Source organism: Eionea flava (genome assembly GCF_055393785.1).
This window is the reverse complement of the sequence record NZ_AP036018.1, coordinates 1,154,958-1,173,854: the sequence shown is the minus strand read 5'-3', so window position 1 is coordinate 1,173,854 and position 18,897 is coordinate 1,154,958. Positions and strand designations below refer to the sequence as shown.

General features: G+C 41.0%; 18 protein-coding genes. 5 read left to right on the top strand and 13 right to left on the bottom strand.

What is annotated here, in order from left to right:
- The first annotated feature begins 11 nt into the window (after positions 1-11).
- The gene (locus ACZ5O6_RS05455) at positions 12-512 is read left to right on the top strand and encodes a copper chaperone PCu(A)C (protein ID WP_447090815.1); all 501 of its coding nucleotides are present in this window, start codon (positions 12-14) and stop codon (positions 510-512) included.
- Here the strand turns inward: ACZ5O6_RS05455 and ACZ5O6_RS05450 are convergent.
- Positions 509-1,138: a DUF6436 domain-containing protein gene (locus ACZ5O6_RS05450; RefSeq protein WP_447090814.1), complete on the bottom strand. Its 630-nt coding sequence runs from the start codon at positions 1,136-1,138 to the stop codon at positions 509-511. The genes ACZ5O6_RS05455 and ACZ5O6_RS05450 overlap by 4 nt on opposite strands.
- A 125-nt stretch (positions 1,139-1,263) precedes the next feature.
- Between ACZ5O6_RS05450 and ACZ5O6_RS05445 the strand changes: the two genes are divergently transcribed.
- On the top strand, positions 1,264-1,875 hold the full coding sequence (locus ACZ5O6_RS05445) for a copper chaperone PCu(A)C (protein WP_447090813.1): 612 nt from the start codon (positions 1,264-1,266) through the stop codon (positions 1,873-1,875).
- Positions 1,876-1,960: 85 nt separating this feature from the next.
- Here ACZ5O6_RS05445 and ACZ5O6_RS05440 read toward each other — a convergent pair whose 3' ends face one another.
- The 3 genes from ACZ5O6_RS05440 to ACZ5O6_RS05430 all read right to left on the bottom strand — a co-directional run bounded on the left by ACZ5O6_RS05440 (position 1,961) and on the right by ACZ5O6_RS05430 (position 4,238).
- Positions 1,961-2,638 (bottom strand): SCO family protein, encoded by a 678-nt coding sequence (locus ACZ5O6_RS05440; RefSeq protein ID WP_447090812.1) that lies wholly within the window; start codon positions 2,636-2,638, stop codon positions 1,961-1,963.
- Between the two features lie 94 nt (positions 2,639-2,732).
- Complete coding sequence (locus tag ACZ5O6_RS05435; protein WP_447090811.1) at positions 2,733-3,365, bottom strand: MiaE family protein; 633 nt, start codon at positions 3,363-3,365, stop codon at positions 2,733-2,735.
- Positions 3,366-3,476: 111 nt separating this feature from the next.
- A complete protein-coding gene (locus tag ACZ5O6_RS05430; RefSeq protein ID WP_447090810.1) occupies positions 3,477-4,238 on the bottom strand; it encodes an FCD domain-containing protein in 762 nt (253 codons plus the stop codon).
- Between the two features lie 285 nt (positions 4,239-4,523).
- Between ACZ5O6_RS05430 and dld the strand changes: the two genes are divergently transcribed.
- Positions 4,524-6,224, top strand: coding sequence for a D-lactate dehydrogenase (dld, locus tag ACZ5O6_RS05425; RefSeq protein WP_447090809.1), 1,701 nt, complete (start codon positions 4,524-4,526; stop codon positions 6,222-6,224).
- Positions 6,225-6,262: 38 nt separating this feature from the next.
- Here the strand turns inward: dld and ACZ5O6_RS05420 are convergent, their stop codons facing one another.
- Both ACZ5O6_RS05420 and ACZ5O6_RS05415 read right to left on the bottom strand, forming a co-directional pair.
- On the bottom strand, positions 6,263-6,709 hold the full coding sequence (locus ACZ5O6_RS05420; protein ID WP_447090808.1) for a DUF1289 domain-containing protein: 447 nt from the start codon (positions 6,707-6,709) through the stop codon (positions 6,263-6,265).
- Between the two features lie 122 nt (positions 6,710-6,831).
- The gene (locus ACZ5O6_RS05415; protein WP_447090807.1) at positions 6,832-7,779 is read right to left on the bottom strand and encodes a LysR family transcriptional regulator; all 948 of its coding nucleotides are present in this window, start codon (positions 7,777-7,779) and stop codon (positions 6,832-6,834) included.
- Positions 7,780-8,067: 288 nt separating this feature from the next.
- Between ACZ5O6_RS05415 and ACZ5O6_RS05410 the strand changes: the two genes are divergently transcribed.
- Positions 8,068-8,196, top strand: coding sequence for a hypothetical protein (locus tag ACZ5O6_RS05410; protein WP_447090806.1), 129 nt, complete (start codon positions 8,068-8,070; stop codon positions 8,194-8,196).
- Between the two features lie 9 nt (positions 8,197-8,205).
- A complete protein-coding gene (locus tag ACZ5O6_RS05405; RefSeq protein ID WP_447090805.1) occupies positions 8,206-11,007 on the top strand; it encodes a bifunctional aconitate hydratase 2/2-methylisocitrate dehydratase in 2,802 nt (933 codons plus the stop codon).
- 162 nt (positions 11,008-11,169) lie between these two features.
- Here ACZ5O6_RS05405 and ACZ5O6_RS05400 read toward each other — a convergent pair whose 3' ends face one another.
- The 7 genes from ACZ5O6_RS05400 to ligA form a co-directional block, all read right to left on the bottom strand.
- The gene (locus ACZ5O6_RS05400) at positions 11,170-11,724 is read right to left on the bottom strand and encodes a hypothetical protein (protein ID WP_447090804.1); all 555 of its coding nucleotides are present in this window, start codon (positions 11,722-11,724) and stop codon (positions 11,170-11,172) included.
- 72 nt (positions 11,725-11,796) lie between these two features.
- On the bottom strand, positions 11,797-12,204 hold the full coding sequence (locus ACZ5O6_RS05395) for a DUF5675 family protein (RefSeq protein WP_447090803.1): 408 nt from the start codon (positions 12,202-12,204) through the stop codon (positions 11,797-11,799).
- 204 nt (positions 12,205-12,408) lie between these two features.
- Positions 12,409-13,542, bottom strand: coding sequence for a patatin-like phospholipase family protein (locus ACZ5O6_RS05390; RefSeq protein WP_447090802.1), 1,134 nt, complete (start codon positions 13,540-13,542; stop codon positions 12,409-12,411).
- A gap of 81 nt (positions 13,543-13,623) precedes the next feature.
- A complete protein-coding gene (locus ACZ5O6_RS05385) occupies positions 13,624-15,240 on the bottom strand; it encodes an AMP-binding protein (RefSeq protein WP_447090801.1) in 1,617 nt (538 codons plus the stop codon).
- 269 nt (positions 15,241-15,509) lie between these two features.
- Positions 15,510-15,950 (bottom strand): hypothetical protein, encoded by a 441-nt coding sequence (locus ACZ5O6_RS05380; RefSeq protein WP_447090800.1) that lies wholly within the window; start codon positions 15,948-15,950, stop codon positions 15,510-15,512.
- A 33-nt stretch (positions 15,951-15,983) separates the two neighbouring features.
- Positions 15,984-16,586 carry a transglycosylase SLT domain-containing protein gene (locus tag ACZ5O6_RS05375; RefSeq protein ID WP_447090964.1) on the bottom strand — a complete coding sequence of 201 codons (603 nt, stop codon included), beginning with the start codon at positions 16,584-16,586 and terminating at the stop codon, positions 15,984-15,986.
- 62 nt (positions 16,587-16,648) lie between these two features.
- Positions 16,649-18,739 carry an NAD-dependent DNA ligase LigA gene (gene ligA, locus ACZ5O6_RS05370; protein ID WP_447090799.1) on the bottom strand — a complete coding sequence of 697 codons (2,091 nt, stop codon included), beginning with the start codon at positions 18,737-18,739 and terminating at the stop codon, positions 16,649-16,651.
- Positions 18,740-18,897: the final 158 nt, after the last annotated feature.

Here is an 18,897-nt window from a genome sequence, read left to right as displayed (position 1 = left end):
GCGCGCAATTAATGACCTTTTTTCCAAAATATCTACGCTTGAATATATGGCACTGCTTAGCGATTTTTACTGTTATTTTTTTCACTGGCTCAGTGATCGCTCAAGACACAGAGAGCAAGACTGATAACACTATTACCATTGGTGTAGCAGAACCGCGAGTTAATACAACGGCATTAAATGCATCAACCGTCTACATGCAAATCATCAATTATAGTCAATACACGCCAATTACTTTAGTGAGTGTTAGCACTGATATTGCGGATAAAGCTCAAGTTTTCCACCCAGACAACACCCCCTTAACTATCGCGCCACAAAAAGCGGTTAATTTCTCTGATGAAGAGTACAACATTCAGTTGCATGGGCTAACAAAGCGGATTACTAAAGGAGATAAAATTCCTCTCACATTAACTTTTGCTCATGGCGACAGCTATATCATTAATGCCATCGGTATTAAAAAGGGATCGCACTATCATGAAACCGATGATGGTTATACCGAGCACGACGATCACTAATTATGGTTCACTCGACAAAAACAACCGTCACCCAATACGCTTGAGGCACTAACCGACTGCTGATTGAGTAATGCATCAATAATTTTTTTGACGAAGCTCGTATCATTATTACAAATATAACCTAGACTATGCGGACCAAAATAGACCAATTGACCACTAGCATCCCAAATCCCCACGGCAGGTGTCGCCTGTATATCCGATCTGACAATATCAACCCAGGCTGTTGGAAAAATCTTCACTGACGGCCATTGACTTGCTCTCACCTCACCATTAATTGAAGCTAAGTAAAAAACCACTTGTCGATATTCATTAGCTAGCAGTGCAAAATGGGGCTGTGTAAACTGGTCGCAAGGACAATCATCTTGCCAAAAATAAACCACTTTAATAGCAGCCTCTTCTTTATCCAATGTATTAATTTCTCTATCAAACGCATTACTAGAATCACGCTGGCTAGTCAGCAAGTGTGTATTGTTTGATAAAAATAGAGTTTCTAATTTTTCTGATGCCTCAAAAAAAGTACTATTTTCAACCGCTGGCACAATATACTGCTGCCTTACTATCAGAGTAATTATCAGCGATAAACCTATCACCAAAAAAAACAGGATAATGTTAAGTTTTTTAAGCATGTAATGTTAAAGACCTACTAATAAGTACCATTTATTATTTCTACTCACACCCTGTTGCCAAGCTACCTAGCAAAACATTACTATAGTACTGACTAACACCCTTAATTTTCATGAGACCTTTTTAAATGACTCTTTTAACCCGAGTATTAACGCAAATATTTACAGCACTAAACACTTCAGGGGCAAATTTTCGTCAAGCAATATTTCAAATACTAACCGGCATGGCGACTGCTTCGCTATTATTTTTTTCGATCAACACGTATGCACATGATCATAGCCATGCCGAACATACAAATAACCAAGAGGACATTAATACTGACTCACTGCTTCACATTAACCATGTTAGAGTTAACCCTGTTTTTTCCGGCATGCCCGTTACGGCTGCTTATTTTACGATTCATAATCGTAGCGAAAAAAATATCCGTTTAGTGGCCGTTAAAGGTGACATTTCTGATCGTATTGAGATTCACGAACACACGATGAGCAATGGCTTAATGAAAATGCAAAAAGTGGCTAACGGTATCGAACTTCCCGCGGAGGAAACGGTTAAATTCACGCCTGGTGGCTACCACATTATGATCATGAACCTTGATCAAGCCATTACCGAAAGCGACGAAATAGAATTAACCCTTATATTTAGTGATAAGAGCGAAAAAACCATTACAGCCATTGCAAAGAAGCCGTCTCATCACGGGCATGGCGAGCATAAAGAAAACAACACTCACAAACACCATTAAAAAATCAACGCAGATTTTGACCGCCCTTAGATATAAGTTATATGACTCTACTTGCTAAGAGTTTCTGTCATACTTCTCCGTTCAATTAACCAGAATAAATAACCATTTCTAACGCTTGCAGCATATTCTCTTTATTGTAAGGGCCTTTGAATAGGCCCACATATTCCCCTTGTGGATTAATTAACGCCATAGAGTCACTATGCGTAATAAAGTAATTGCCATTATCATCTGGCTGCTCAAAAATAAACACAACATTGAGCTGTTGCGTAATTGCTTTAATGTTATTCACATCACTGGTTAAACCATAAAAGTCAGGATGCATATAGGTTAAATATTTGTTGAGTAAATCTGGCTTATCCCTTTCAGGGTCAAAGGTAATATGTAATACATCTAATGGCTTAGATGAAAATTTCACATCCCAGGTTGTTTTAACATCACTTAAAAGCGACAAATTAATCGGACAAATATCTGGGCAAAACATATAACCAAAATTCACAAGGCGCCAACCCGACAAATGCTGAGAAAAAATTTTCTCTTCACCTTTCATATTGTTCAAAGTAACGGGCGACAATTTTCTAGGCGACTGAAATAAGAAAAAATCGAGCGACGCTAAAGCCTCGATATTTGCAGTCTGGTTACCCTCTTTCTTGGCAAGGTATACTCGCGCTCCAATACTTGCTAAAACTAAAAAAGTTAATAAACTAATGATAATAAGTAACGGTTTATTATTTTTCATACGGTGAACATTGTCTTTTTTATTCATATCACTCTCTTATTATTTTAGCGAGACAATTAGTTTATGGTTATTTCTCGCAATAAAAATCATTAGCAGTATTAATATGTGGACAAGCAAGCTATTACTCGACCAATACTTCTGCGACCTTTTTAAGCGGACCACTATGAAAACGAAACTCTTCGCTTTCACTTAAAATAATCTTTTTTTCTAACGTCAAGAAGACATCAATTCGTTCATCAATATTTTCTCCTGCCGCTTTCTGCGCCAACTTAAGATAATCTTGATAATGTCTAGATTCTGATTTAAGTAACGATCGATAAAATTCTTGTAATTCCTCATCAAGTAACGGAGCAATCTTCGCAAAGCGCTCGCATGAGCGCGCTTCAATAATAGCCCCCACAATTAAAGTATCGACTAACCGATAAGGTTCGCTAGTACGAATGGGTTTACGCAATTTTCCTGCATATTGCGCAGCTTCAATATGTGGATATTCAATACCTCGCTTTTTCATTATTGCGATTACTTGCTCAAAATGTCGTAATTCTTCTCGCGCCAGACGTGACATTTTATTCAGTAGTTCGTAGTTCTCAACGTAGCGATACATCAGGTTCATTGCGGTTCCTGCTGCTTTTTTCTCACAATTAGCATGATCAATCAATAACAATGGAATATGGTTAATCGCATCATCAAGCCATGCTTGCGGGGTTTCACAATATAAAAATGCGTTAATATGGGAAATATCAGTTGTGGTCATTGCTGCTCTATAAAATTACACGGTTTGGTGAGGTGAAAGTTGGGATTTTTATTATCCATCAGCTCTCTATTTCAGAAATTCATAACCGTCATTTTAACTGATTTAACTGAATTATGGCTGAATATCTTGCTGAAATAGTTGACCAGCATATCGCCGCTCTGAACGTTCTAAACGATCTTTTTCTTTATTGATGTCCGACAACACCTCTTCAACATAACGAATATGTCGTTGTGCCGCCTCTCTCGCCGTTGTTGGCTGAGCATTGACAATCGCATCATATATTTCACTATGCTGGCGCATAAGAATATCGCGCCTTGGCTCCCGAGACAGAATATCGGACACGTTCACAAAGACATTGCTACGCACAATATCAAACAAGCTCTGCATTAAATGAAGATAGATAATATTATGGCTGGCTTCCGCTATCGCAAGATGAAAGTCGGCATCTGCATCGGATAGCTGTTTTAAATCCTGTATATCATAGGCAATACGCATACGGTCGAAGGTTGTTTTAAGCACCTGATGATCAAGCGCATTGGCTCTTAGCGCAGCGTAATAGGCGCAATCTCCCTCTATTGTGTGTCGAAATTCAAGTAAATCAAACCGAGACTCTGTAGAACAACTTAATAACTCAAGTAATGGATCTACCGTATTCTCACGAAAGGCGGCCGATACAAAGTGCCCACCTCCGGGCTTAGTAGTAATGAACCCCTTTGCATTTAAGCGTTGCAAGGCCTCTCTTACCGAGGTACGCGATAGTGAAAAGCGCTGACAAAGCTGTCGCTCTGATGGTAGTCGAGTATCAACACGTAGCATCCCTTCGGCTATTTCATGCACATAGTAATCGTAAAGTTTATCGGCATTTTTTGTCATTAATTAAGTATTTCCATAATCAAAAATAGCGGTATAAATTGGTAATACCAATATTATCAATTTAAAAAATTAACTTTTAAAAACTTAAAAACCACCGACAACAAATAAAAAATAACAATAATTTCAATTACTTAATAAAACAATTCGAAACAATTGACTCAAGTATGGTTTCTCGCTTCAATGGGATAACAGCTATTATTTTTTGGTATGACCAGTTTAAAAATATAACATAAATACAACCATTAATGGCACATGAATTTAGTATCACAGAATATAGGTATTGCTATGAACAACTGCTCACTCATTAACGCATTAAGCCGTATTGTGGGAAAGAAAAATATTGCCCAAACAGAAGCAGCAACCGAACATTACCGCACAGGGTTTCGCTCTGGATCAGGTAACGCACTTGCCGTTGTATTCCCACAAACACTGATTCAGCAATGGCAAATCATCCAATGCTGTGTAGACGCTAATACGATTATGATTATGCAAGCTGCAAATACCGGTCTCACGGAGGGGTCAACACCTAGCGGCAACGACTATGATCGAGACATAATCATTATCAATACCACCCGGCTAAGCGGCTTAATACTGCTCAACAATGCCGAGCAAGTGATTAGCCTACCCGGGGCAACACTACATCAGCTCGAAGAAACATTACGCCCTTACGGTCGAGCGCCCCACTCGGTCATTGGCTCTTCATGTATTGGAGCTTCGATTACCGGTGGCATTGCTAATAATTCAGGGGGCGCGCTGGTCAAGCGAGGCCCAGCCTATACCGAGCTTTCACTCTATGCTCAGGTCACCGCTAAAGGAGAGCTTAAACTCGTCAACGAACTCGGTATTGATCTTGGCAACACACCCATAGAAATATTAACCAATCTAGAAAATAACAATTTCCCAACACATGATGCTCCTATGCCCAATCAATTAGCTTCTGACAAGGAATACGATCAACGCATACGCGATATCAATGCCCCAACACCGGCTAGATACAATGCGGACAAACGACGCTTATACGGTGCTAGTGGGTGCGCAGGTAAAGTCGCTATTTTTGCGGTTCGTCTTGATACTTTTGCAATACCAAAACGGGAAAAAATCTTTTATATCGGTACCAATAATCCTGATGATCTCACAAAATTACGCCACGATATTCTACAAAAATTTACCCACCTGCCTGACGTCGCGGAATATATGCATCGAGATACATTTGATATTGCCGAGACTTACGGTAAAGACACTACCATCATGATTGATAAGCTAGGTACCAAGCACTTACCTAAATTATTTGCCTACAAAGGTAAAATAACTGCCCTGCTAGATCGACTACCGCTTATACCAAAAAATTTACCGGATAAATGTTTGCAAAGTCTGAGCCGCTGCTTTAAAAATCCGCTACCCAAGCGGCTCCTTAATTTTAGAGATCGATTTGAGCATCATTTAATTTTAAAAGTGAGTGACTCCGCCATCGAGGAAACTCTCAACTATTTTTATTATGCGTCTTCTTTTGCCAACGATAATACAGAAAATAATTACATTATTTGTAATCAGAACGAAGCTAACAAAGCATTATTACATCGCTTCGCCGCAGCAGGAGCGGCCGTACGCTATCAAACCGTACATGATAAACATGTTGAAGATATTCTGGCTTTAGACATTGCTTTGCCGAGAAACGAAAAAAATTGGCGAGAAGTGTTACCCGAATCTATTAAAAAACAGCTCATTCACACACTTTATTATGGACATTTTCTTTGCCATGTATTTCACCAAGATTATATTGTTAAAAAAGGTGTCGACGTTAGGGCTCTGAAAAAGAAAATTTTGCAAGAATTGGATAGTAGAGGCGCTAAATATCCTGCTGAACATAATGTAGGACACCTATATGAAGCAGAAAATGACTTAAAAGCCTTTTATAAAAAACTAGACCCTACGAATAGTTTTAATCCAGGCATTGGCCACACCTCTAAGCGACGCAATTGCTGTTAAAGCATCATAAAACAGCATTTTGCTATAGGAGCCTCTGATTAACGATTAACACCAATGTAACGCTCATAATGCGCAGAAGATAACGTGAAAAAATCCTGATCTAAAAATTGCTTAATATCTTCCAACGAAAAACGCTGCCATTCAGGTTTTAAGCAAAAGCCATAGGCATTAGGGTCTTGGATTTGTGCTGCACCTGCGCGCAGTAATTCATAAACACGACGTGCGGCAGATTGTTGATCATCAACCGTTAATTGTTGATAGCGCATTTGATACAGTAATTTTTCTTCATCAATTATATCAATTTTATTATTCACGACCGTGGTCAAAAATGCCTCTAAACGATTAATCACAAGCTGACGTTGAGCTTCATCATAGCCATTCCAGTCAATCACTTCGTGAGCAAAACGTTTACAACCACGACAGACAGTATCGCCTATTCCCGTAGAACAAACGCCAATACACGGAGTTTTCACTCGTTGATTCATAAGTACTCAATAATTTTCTTATCAGCCATCGCGGGGCTTATTTACTATAATCTATACATTCTGAGCTAAATTACATTCACAAAACAGAAAGCAGGTTATTTTGTTCGAAGCTTTAGAGCTCACTATACGTAAGAGGTATCGTTTTTTGCGAGCTCAACCAAGGTTCGCCTAATCCATTGGTGCGCGCTGCTGTGATGCAACAAGGGGCTCCACACCATATTAATTTCTATAGGCTGGATCGTGAAAGGTGGATCAATAATCACCAAATCACTAAACGAGCCATAAGAGCGCGCGGCACGTGTGGGTAGTGTTGCAATTAAGTTTGTTCGATTAACCAACAGCGGAACAATTTGATAATGACGTGTAAATACGCGTATTTTTCGTTCGCAGTTTAATTCTGTCAACGCATCATCAATCCAGCCACGTTTATGGCTATTTTCTTGTGACATGCCCGTGGCTACACCAATACCCGTTTTACTCACCCAAATATGATCAGAAGCTAGGTATTCTTTAAGCGTATTGTCTTTAATAATGGGGTGTTGTGCATTCACAACACAAGAGAAGCCATCGGCCCAGACTAAGCGTTTGTAAAATGACTGGGGAATATCGTCGAAGCGATTAATGGCTAGATCCACTTTTCCCTTTTCTAAATCTTGAAAGCTCGCGTCACTCAATGTCATTACATCTAAGGTTACCTGTGGAGCGTGTTCTTGAAGGTGTTGTACCAACGACGCAATCAAAGTGCCCTCAACATAATCACTCACTTGTATACGGAAAACTCGCTCACTCGTTTTTGGATCAAATTGATCAATAGGTGATAAGGCCGCTTCTGCAAAGCTGAGTGATTTACGAATCAATGGTTCAAGCTCAAGTGCCCTTTCCGTGGGCTCCATCCCTCGTGTGGTTCTTACCAGTAAAGGATCGTCCAGCAAGCCCCGTAGACGTTTTAAGCTATTACTCATTGCTGGCTGGCTAATATTAAGTTGCTCAGCAGCACGAGAAACATTTCTTTCTCGCATTAATGCATCAAAACAAACCAATAGGTTTAAATCAAAATTTTCAATATTCATCGCCACACTATAACCCATGTGATTGAAAAATGGAGAGTTTATCAAATATTTATATAGTGGCTATTAACCTTAATGATTATATGACTATAACATTTACTGTAAAATGCCCTAGAAATGGCAGTAGCTGGCTATTTACGCTGGTCTACACTATATTTTTATACTGCCTAAATAGATTTTCTTAGTTGTTTGCGACCTTTCGCAATAACATGCTTGCCTTATAGCTTTTGTCTTTATAGAGAGGCTCATTAATGCAGAAATCGGTAGTCCACATTAACAGAGGATATTATCGTGCTAGACACCTATCACGCACATGTTGAAGAGCCTATTCAACAAGCAACACATCGTAAGCTAGATAATAAGCCAATGGCTAGCCTAGCAAAACCTCTCAACCACTTTATCAATAACAACAATAACTAGGAGTTATCTATGAGCTTATACACTCAGTACCTAGACGAAATCGCAACACGAAAAACCGAAGGGTTACACCCTAAGCCTATTGATGACGCTGACTTATTAACGGAAATCATTGATCAAATTAGAGATAGTGGAAATCAATACCGTAAAGACTCCCTTCAGTTTTTTATCTATAACACCCTGCCCGGAACAACCGGTGCGGCGGGCGTTAAGGCTAAATTCTTAAAAGAGATTATTCTCGGCGAAGCCATTGTCGAAGAAATCACCACCGAATTTGCTCTTGAGTTGTTATCGCACATGAAAGGCGGCCCTTCTGTCGAAGTACTGCTCGATTTAGCGTTATCTGATCACGAAGCTGTGGCTAAACCCGCAGCCGACGTTTTAAAGACGCAAGTATTCTTATATGAAGCCGATACCAGTCGCCTTAGCGCTGCTTACCAATCCGGTAATGCCATCGCGAAAGAAATATTAGACAGTTACTCAAAAGCAGAGTTCTTTACTAAGCTGCCCGAGATAGACGAAGAGATTCAAGTGATTACTTATGTTGCCGGAATTGGTGACATTTCTACCGACTTGCTCTCGCCGGGTCACCAAGCGCATTCTCGTGCAGACCGAGAGCTACATGGTAAATGCATGATTAGCCCTGAAGCTCAGCAAGAAATTCAGGCCATGAAAGAACAGCATCCTGACAAAAAGGTAATGCTAGTTGCCGAAAAAGGCACCATGGGCGTGGGGTCTTCTCGTATGTCGGGTGTCAACAATGTCGCGTTATGGGCAGGTAAGCAAGCCAGCCCCTATGTCCCGTTCGTTAATATTGCACCCGTTGTGGCGGGCACAAACGGCATATCACCCATTTTCTTGACCACTGTAGACGTAACCGGCGGCATTGGCCTTGACCTTAAAAACTGGGTAAAAAAGAAAGACAGCGACGGCAATACCCTACTAGACGACAGCGGTGAACCAATACTTGAAGAAGCCTATTCTGTAGACACAGGAACGGTTTTCACCATCAATACCGAAGAAAAGAAACTCTACAAAGAGGGCGAAGTCGTTGCCGACATTTCGGCTGCCTTTACACCACAAAAAATAGAATTTATGAAAGCCGGCGGCTCTTATGCGATTGTTTTCGGTAAAAAACTTCAAAACATTGCGGCAGAAATACTCGGTATTGAACCACTGCTTGTTTTTGCTCCATCAAAAGAAATCTCCCATGACAATCAAGGGCTAACCGCCGTTGAAAAAATCTTTAATAGAAACGCTATCGGTATTAGCAGTAAGAAAGCGCTTCACTCAGGCTCAGATGTTCGAGTTAAAGTTAATATTGTGGGTTCGCAAGACACCACGGGCTTGATGACCTCACAAGAATTAGAAGCAATGGCCGCAACACTGATATCGCCGATCGTAGACGGCGCTTACCAGTCGGGCTGCCATACGGCATCGGTCTGGGATTCAAAAGCACAAACTAATATCCCTAAACTCATGCGCTTTATGAATAAGTTTGGTTTGATTACCGCGCGTGATCCAAAGGGTGTTTACCATTCAATGACCGATGTGATTCACAAAGTTTTGAATGATATTACTATCGATGACAGAGCCATTATTATTGGTGGCGACTCTCACACCCGTATGTCAAAAGGTGTTGCCTTTGGTGCAGACTCAGGCACCGTTGCGCTTGCTTTGGCGACAGGTGAGACAAGCATGCCTATCCCCGAATCCGTTAAAGTGACCTTTAAAGGCAATATGCAAAGTCATATGGATTTTCGTGATGTGGTACATGCCACGCAAGCACAAATGCTTAAACAATTTGGCGGCGAAAACGTTTTCCAAAGTCGCATAATCGAAGTACATATCGGTACACTACTCGCTGACCAAGCCTTTACATTTACTGATTGGACAGCCGAAATGAAGGCAAAAGCGTCAATCTGTATTTCTGAAGATGACACCTTGATTCAATCCATTGAGTTAGCGAAAAGTCGTATCCAAACGATGATCGACAAAGGTATGGATAATGAGGCCAAAACACTTAATTGTCTTATGGAATTAGCCGACAAACGTATTGCCGGTATTCGATCTGGCGAGCAACCCGCATTAGCGCCCGACAATAATGCACAATACTATGCGGAAGTCGTCGTTGATCTAGATGAAGTGATTGAACCCATGATCGCCGACCCTGATGTAAATAACGATGATGTATCCAAACGCTACACACATGATGTTATTCGCCCCGTGTCTTACTACAAAGATAAATCCGTTGATTTAGGTTTTGTCGGCTCATGTATGGTTCATAAAGGCGATATGCAAATCATTGCGCAAATGTTCCGTAATCTCGAAGCTCAACACAATAACATCGAATTTAAAGCACCATTGGTTGTTGCACCACCAACGTATAACATCGTCGACGAACTAAAAGCCGAAGGTGATTGGGATATTCTGGCTAAATACGCAGGCTTTGAATTTGATGATAACAACCCGAAAGGTGAAGCACGTACTAAGTACGACAACATCCTCTATCTTGAGCGCCCTGGCTGTAACCTATGTATGGGTAACCAAGAAAAAGCCGAGCCCGGTGATACTGTTATTGCTACATCGACTCGCCTCTTCCAAGGCCGTGTCGTTGGCGACTCAACAGAGAAAAAAGGCGAGTCACTGCTAGGCTCTACACCACTGGTTGTATTAGCGACTATTTTGGGTCGTTTCCCAACCTTAGAGGAATATAAAGCCTCAGTTGAGGGTATTAACTTAACAGAATTTGCTCCTCCTAAAGAAGAGCTAACCGTTGAGCCTCAAGCACAACCGGTAAGAATTGTGGGTTAAACCTGACAATGAACATGGTGAGGCTTTCAATGCCTCACCGCGCAGACAAAAAAGCCACACTCATTTGAGCGTGGCTTTTTTTATAGTTCATCGCTTAACCATTAGTACAGTTTATCGATCTTGATTATCACGCATGCTTTACAATTGATTTACCCATCATATTTACGCAACAGGGTTTAATTTACCCCCACTGCGATTAGCTGCATCATGCATTCCGCGTGTTTTTTCTTTAGAACCTAAGCTTGATCCAAACCAAAAGTTGAGAATTTGCGGAATGGCTGCAGTCAATACACCCAGCACTGTTGTAAACACACCGGTCATGGTTGGGTTTTGGACAAGAGATTGAGGATCGGTACCGCTCATCAAAAAATAAAGCACACCAAAATAACCTACGACAAAGACTGTTGATAATGTGATTTGCGGCCATATATTCACTTCAAATAATTTACGCGCGCTATCTCTATCTTTTACTTCAAGCTCATAAACATCAATATCCAATTGCTTCATATCTAAGATAAATTGCTGTTCAAGATCTTTAAGTTTAACTAACTGCTCTGGTGAGGCATTTAAAACAAATTCTTGGATTTCTTGCTCACCGACGTCTTTATCTCCAAGCATTTTTTCTGCAATAAACTTAGTCGCCATACCTGCCATTGGCCCGCCTAGTGCAGTGCCTATTGTGGGCGCGACTCGTTTTACGATTTCTTTCCAGCTCATCACTCTACTCCTTTTTATTGTTTGAATTTTTATTATTTTTTTATATCTAGATGCATTGCCTGCAATTGTATTTTACGGCTTATATTGGGTGACTTTAAGTAAAGATTCCGATACACCATCCATTGCTTGCATAAATTCAGAAAAAGCCTTTTTACTACTGGTTACACCCCACTTTCGCTCTAAAAAACCTAATGATTTACCCGGTGCAATACAACCCACAATATCTTCCATGGTATTGCCAATATGGATTTTAATCAGCGAGCGGTTAGGAACGTCCATTACTTCATAGGCAGGATAACCACCACGATTATACATTCCGAGAACCAGAGGGTATTCCCCTTCTGGAATACAAGACTCTCGCGGTTTGTTATCTAGCCAAGGACGTTCAACGGTAAAACATTCAAATTCATCAAGTTTGAATTTACCAAAAGTACCTAATGGCGAATACGCAAAGCGTTCTAATAAGACATGTTGTGACATAGTGATTTCCGTTTCTATTATTTTTAGTTAATCGTATTGAATTTTCAATTTAAGTAGCACTTTATACTACAGTCTTTTAAAAAAATCACCTTTACTGGAAGAAAGAGGCAAACTGCGCCATAAGTTTAAAATATATAGTGCGAAAAAATACTGCTGTTAATCAAAAATGGATAAGAAATCTTTGAACATTAAGTACCAAGAATACTACTCCGTAAAGAAGTTTTCTATTGCCTCTTTTTCCCACATAGCATCTTGATAACCTAATTCGATGAGTTCATCAATAAATGGTTTTACAAACAACAAATAGCTCGATAATACTGAACCGCCACGACGAGCAGTCGCGCCGGAAGAGCGCATAAAAATACGAAAGGTTTTCGGTAAATCACGTACATGCCGCCCCGCTATTTTGTCGATAGCTTTGGAAGGAGAAATGATTAGTGTATTCACCGGCTTTAAGACCACGCCATTCCTATTATCATCTGGCACAACTGACATTAAGTCATTGATACGCTCAAGATGCTCTATATCCGCCTCTAAGCTATCGACAAAAGCACTATTTAATAAATGGCCAGCCATTTGCGCCATGGATGGAGGATGACGAGATCGTACATTATAACGTTGGGTATGTACTTGACGATTGCCACTAACACCAATGATAAAAATACGATCTGCACCCAAGTGTAATACGGGGCTAATAGGTGCGAGCTGGCGCATGGCGCCATCGCCATAGTATTCTTGTCCTATTCTAACCGTTGGAAAAATCCATGGGATAGCCGAAGACGCCAACAAATGCTCCATACCGATCATTGTCGACTTACCCATGCGGCGAAAGCGCTCCCACTCTTCGATGCCTTCGGCGGCTTGAAAAAAATTTACCGAATTACTCGATGAATAACCAAGAGCAGCAACAGAAACGGCACGTAAAATACCCCGTTCAATATTCGTTTGTATCTTAGAAAAATGAATGTTTTTAGTCAGAAAAGCATTGAGCGGTGAATTGTCCAGCAAACTCAATGGTCGATGATAATCGACGCCCTCGTGAAAAAACGAGCGCGCAAAGCGATAAACACCTCCTGCCAAATCACAAGCGCTTGTCCGGAATACGTGATCCATGGTGAGCTCTTGCCATAGCTGACTTAGCGTATTAACACCGCTCTGAAAGTCTTCGCTGTTAGAGGCCAGTGATACTGCGTTAATGGCACCTGCTGATGTGCCAGAGATGATTGAAAATGGGTTGCTTTGAGGCGGCAATAGTTCTTTTAGTGCTAATAGTACACCTATTTGATAAGCCGCTCGTGCACCACCGCCTGATAATACTAATGCGTTATGACGTTGCATAAAGTCGACACCGCCTTGAAAGCCTATAGGAGCCTATAATTGCTTGTTAATGTTAACGTGCTTTAATAACAGTATAGACAATCATAAGGTATTCGTTTGCGGGCGTAACTCACGGCGTAAAATTTTACCGACGGGAGATTTTGGTAATTCATCACGAAACTCGAAATGACGAGGTACTTTATAAGGCGTCAACGACTCTTTGCAAAACGCCTTAATGCTTTGATCATCTAAATGAGTACCCGCAGCTAATACGAGAAATGCCTTCACTGCTTCGCCTGTTTCAGTGTCAGGAATTGCTATTACTGCCGCCTCAATAATATCTTTATGTGATAGCAATACATTCTCAACTTCATTGGGGTATACATTAAAGCCAGATACAATGATCATATCTTTCTTACGATCAACAATACGAATAAAGCCATCGCCTTGTATAATTGCAATATCACCCGTTGAAAACCAACCATCACTTAGTACACTCGCAGTCGCTTCAGGCTGATTCCAATAGCCCAACATGACCTGCGGACCACGAACACAAAGTTCGCCCGGCTCGCCCGAATGAATCGTATCACCCGTTTCATCAATGACTTTGCACTCTGTATTAGGCAGAGGCAAGCCAATCGTACCTAATTGAAAGTTATCGGGAGTATTCGCAGAAATAACCGGTGATGTTTCTGTCAAACCGTAACCTTCTAATACGTTAGTACCTGTTACCTTCTTCCATCTGACTGCAGTATCTTCTGCTAAAGCCATTCCGCCTGATGTCGTCAGTTTAAGTGAGGTAAAGTCTAGAGACGTAAATTGAGGATGATTTAGCAATGCAACAAATAAGGTGTTTAGCCCTACCATTCCTGTCAACTTGGCGGTAGAAAAAACTTTGATAAGGCTGTTTAAATCACGAGGATTGGGGACTAACACACTATGGCAACCTATCGACATAAGCGCCATACAATGTAGTGTAAAGCCGTAAATATGATACAACGGCAATGGAGCTACAAATATTTCTTGTGTGGGTATTAACACCCCTTCCCAATGGTTGAGTACCTGTGCTTTATTGGAGAGTAAGTTATCGTGTGTCAGCATTGCGCCCTTGGCAACACCGGTTGTTCCTCCTGTATATTGCAAAAAAGCAATATCAGAAGGTGATACGGAAACCGCTGAAAATACATCACGCTTACCTAAAGAGAGTGCCTTACGAAAGCTAATTTCCGATGCAAAATGGCACTCGGGCACCTGCTTTTTTATGTATTTAATAACACTATTAATGAGCTGGCGCTTAGGAAATGCATGTAAATCACCTACTTCGGTCACTATCACATGTTGCACATCCGTCTGATCAATAACCTCTTCTATCGCTTTTGCCACATTGGCCAATACTACCAACACTTTTGCACCAGAATCGTTTAATTGATGCTGCAGCTCAGTTCCTGTGTAAAGTGGATTAGTGTTAACAATGACCACGCCTGCTCGTAGCGCGCCAAAGAGTACAACCGGATATTGCAAGGTATTAGGCAGCTGAATGGCCAGTCGGTCACCAGGAGCCAAGGTTGTATGGTGCTGTAGATAAACGGCAAATTGCTTGCTCAATTGATCAAGCTCACCATAGCTCAGTGTTTGCCCTAGGCAAGAGAAGGCAATATGGTCATGGTAACGCTCACATGCCTCATTAAACATATCAACAATAGATAGATAAGTTTGCATATTGTTTACCTTTATTATTAGCTATTTAGGCGTGGTCACCCAGTATCCAAGACCTCCAGCTATCTTAGCTAACATGGAGACATGGGTTTCCAACCATTATTCAAAGCACCCCGTAATACATCCATATAGGCTTAACACTCGCATCGAGTGCGGGTGATGGCTTTACCTAATGACTGGAATTCCACTATTAACAAATTAACGGGACAGCAATGATATAAAGTATAGAATATAGTTATTATTTTATCTGTACTGCTAAGCGCAATCGTCAATCAAGCATACCGCGGTGTAATGCCTAGCTCATGCTGCCACTCACAACGAATATCTAGTGGCGATTGATTAGGGGCGTGTATTTCCGCGTCGCTATGCCACGTAAAGGTATGCATGCCTGACAATTCAGTCTCTAAATGTACCACAACACTGTGCCAGTACATTTTTTGCAATAACGCTTCAAACTCAGCAATCCAGCTACTCCACTCATATTCGACGCCACGATACGATTTTGCAAAATGAATGATTGAAGCGGTTGTCGTCTCGTCATAATTTTGAATAAAAGGCACAGAAAAAAATTCTTGATTAAGCAAAGCGCTATAATCCATTGACGGCAATGCTTTTATGATTTGACGATTAACCGAATGGTGCAAATAATTAGTTTGCGGATCACTATCTGCATTTTTTTTAATATAGCCGTAAACTGTTGCTTCATCCGTCATAAACGTTTTCTTCATCAAGTAAATATTAACACATCAAAATGGCCAAAGACTAAAGCCACCGCTATTGAGTTGAGAACCACACTTTTTAAGTTGTTTACTGTATTCCGCTTTACGTGCAGCGACTTTTTTAGCGACTTTTTTTAGCCAGTCTTTTTTGTTATAACTTTTCTTTTTATAACCACCGTGTCCTTCATGATAAGCTAAATACAGGCCATAAGTATTCGTTAAACTAACGCCATTAATTGATTTTGTTTTTGTATTATACCAACCAATAAAGTCAATGGCATCCTGGAAATCATCACGGTCAGCCCCCCAATTTCCAGAGTCCTTTTTGTACCATTTCCAAGTACCTGTTTGAGCTTGAGAATAGCCATAAGCACTACTTTTTCTAGGGCCAGGAATAAAACCAAAAATTTTATCTCGAGGGGGCTTTGCGGTTGCTCTAAAGCGAGATTCCTGGTGCATAAAGGCCATCATCGATGAAATCGACGTACCCCAACGCTTTTCGGATTTTTTAGCAGCCTTATACCATCCCGGTTTTTCGTTAAAAATACTACAAATATTATCCACTTTTCTCGGTGGCGATGTCGCACAAGCACTCAAAAAAAGCGCAGCCATTATTAAGATAAAAAACATTTTCGAGCGACTTAACAATCGACGTAATGCATGGACTGACAAAGACATTAACGTTCTATTTTTCATGATACAGCAATCCCGTGTTTTTCTAATAAGTCGATTAATGCAGCTTCATCGATGATATCAACGCCTAAAGACTCAGCCTTTGTTAATTTCGAACCCGCATTAGCACCAGCCACTAAATAATGTGTCTTTTTAGAGATACTACCCGTGACTGTCGCGCCCAGTTGCTGTAAATAACCTTTAGCTTCATCTCGCGTTAATTGATCCAATGTGCCAGTTAATACATAGATTGTGTCAACCAATGGCATATTATCCGTCGACAGTTCAATAACAGGCCAGCTAATGCCCTTATCTTGTAATGACTGAATCATTTGACGATTACGCTGCTCGGATAAAAAGGCCACTATGAATTTTGCCACTATAGGGCCAACATCATTAATTTTTTGTAAACGCTCCTCGTCTGCTTGTAACAATGACGATACATCGCCAAAATGTTTAGCCAAATTACGAGCTGTCGCTTCACCCACTTCACGAATACCTAATGAATATATAAAGCGTTCAAAGGTTGTCGCCTTTGATGCCTCTAATGCACGAATAACATTGCTGGCTGACTTATCTCCCATTCGCTCCATGCTAGCTAATTGCTCTGTAGTCAGATCATATAAATCCGCCACCGACAAAATACTACCTCGCTCAACGAGCTGTTCTACTAGCTTATCACCTAAACCATCGACATCCATGGCTTTACGCGAAACAAAGTGCTTAATGGCTTCTTTGAGTTGTGCAGGACAAATCAAGCCACCAGAACATCGTACCACGGCCTCACCTTCTACTCTTACTGCAGGCGAATCACACACGGGACAATGCGTAGGAAAAATAATATCGCGACTATCGCTGGGTCTACGATCATTGACAACAGAAACGATTTGAGGGATCACGTCCCCGGCACGCCGAACTGTTACCGTATCACCTATTTTTACGTTTAATCGCGCAACTTCGTCAGCATTGTGCAAGGTTGCATTAGAAACCGTCACACCACCTACAAACACAGGCTTTAAGCGAGCAACGGGAGTAATCGCCCCTGTACGACCAACCTGAAATTCAACATCAAGCAACGTCGTAATTTCTTCCTGTGCAGGAAATTTTTTGGCGATAGCCCATCGAGGCGCTCGCGACACAAAGCCCAATTGTTTCTGTAAATAGATAGCGTTAACTTTAAAGACAATGCCATCGATATCATAAGCTAGTGCATTGCGCTTTTTGGCTAAGGCATCAAAATATTCACAGCAGGCTTCAATGCCATCTACACTCGCCATCTCACTATTAATACGGAATCCCCATGACGAGAGCGCATGTAAAATATCAGTATGATGGTCAGGTAAATCACCACCATCAACAACACCTACACTATAAGCACACATTTCTAACGGTCGCTGAGCCGTAATTCTAGAATCTAATTGGCGTAAACTACCCGCCGCTGCATTTCGAGGGTTGGCGAAGCGTTTATCGCCACGTGCATCCGCAACGCGATTTAATTTTTCAAAACCGGCTTTAGGAATGTAAATTTCTCCACGCACTTCCAGCTCTTGCGGCCAACCCGTCCCTCTTAATCGAAGAGGGATAGACGCAATAGTACGCACATTTTGTGTAATATCTTCTCCGGTCTTACCATCACCACGTGTTGCTCCCTGCACTAAGACACCCTTCTTATAGAGCAAGCTAACCGCTATACCATCTAACTTGGGCTCACAGGCATAATTAATATTGCCGACGGGTATATCAAGGCTTGTCAATCGCTCAACAACGCGTCGATGAAATTCATGTAATTCATCATGACTAAACGCATTATCTAACGATAACATGGGCAAACGATGTATCACTTGAGTAAATGCACTTAAGGGGGCAGCACCCACTCGTTGCGTAGGGGAATCTGGAGTAATCGCAGAGGGGTATTTTTTTTCTAAGGCTTGTAAATCTCGATACAGGCGATCGTATTCTGCATCCGGTATTGTTGGGTTATCCAATGCATAATATTGGTAATTAAAAGTGTTAATACTATCTCGCAAATCGGTAATGCGCTGAGCAGCATCGACCGGCAGCTTGTTCTCTTCAGGTTGGTCAAATAAATCACCTGACGTATTATTTTGCATAAATTATTAACCTTTTGGTTTTCATCAACCTACAGTCGGTCGTAGCACTAATGCAAAAACTCCCTAATAAAAGGGAGTTTTTGAAAGCGGTAAAACAATAATTATTGGATGCCAGTTTTTAGCAGAATGATTATTCGAGACGTTATGCTGATTATCAT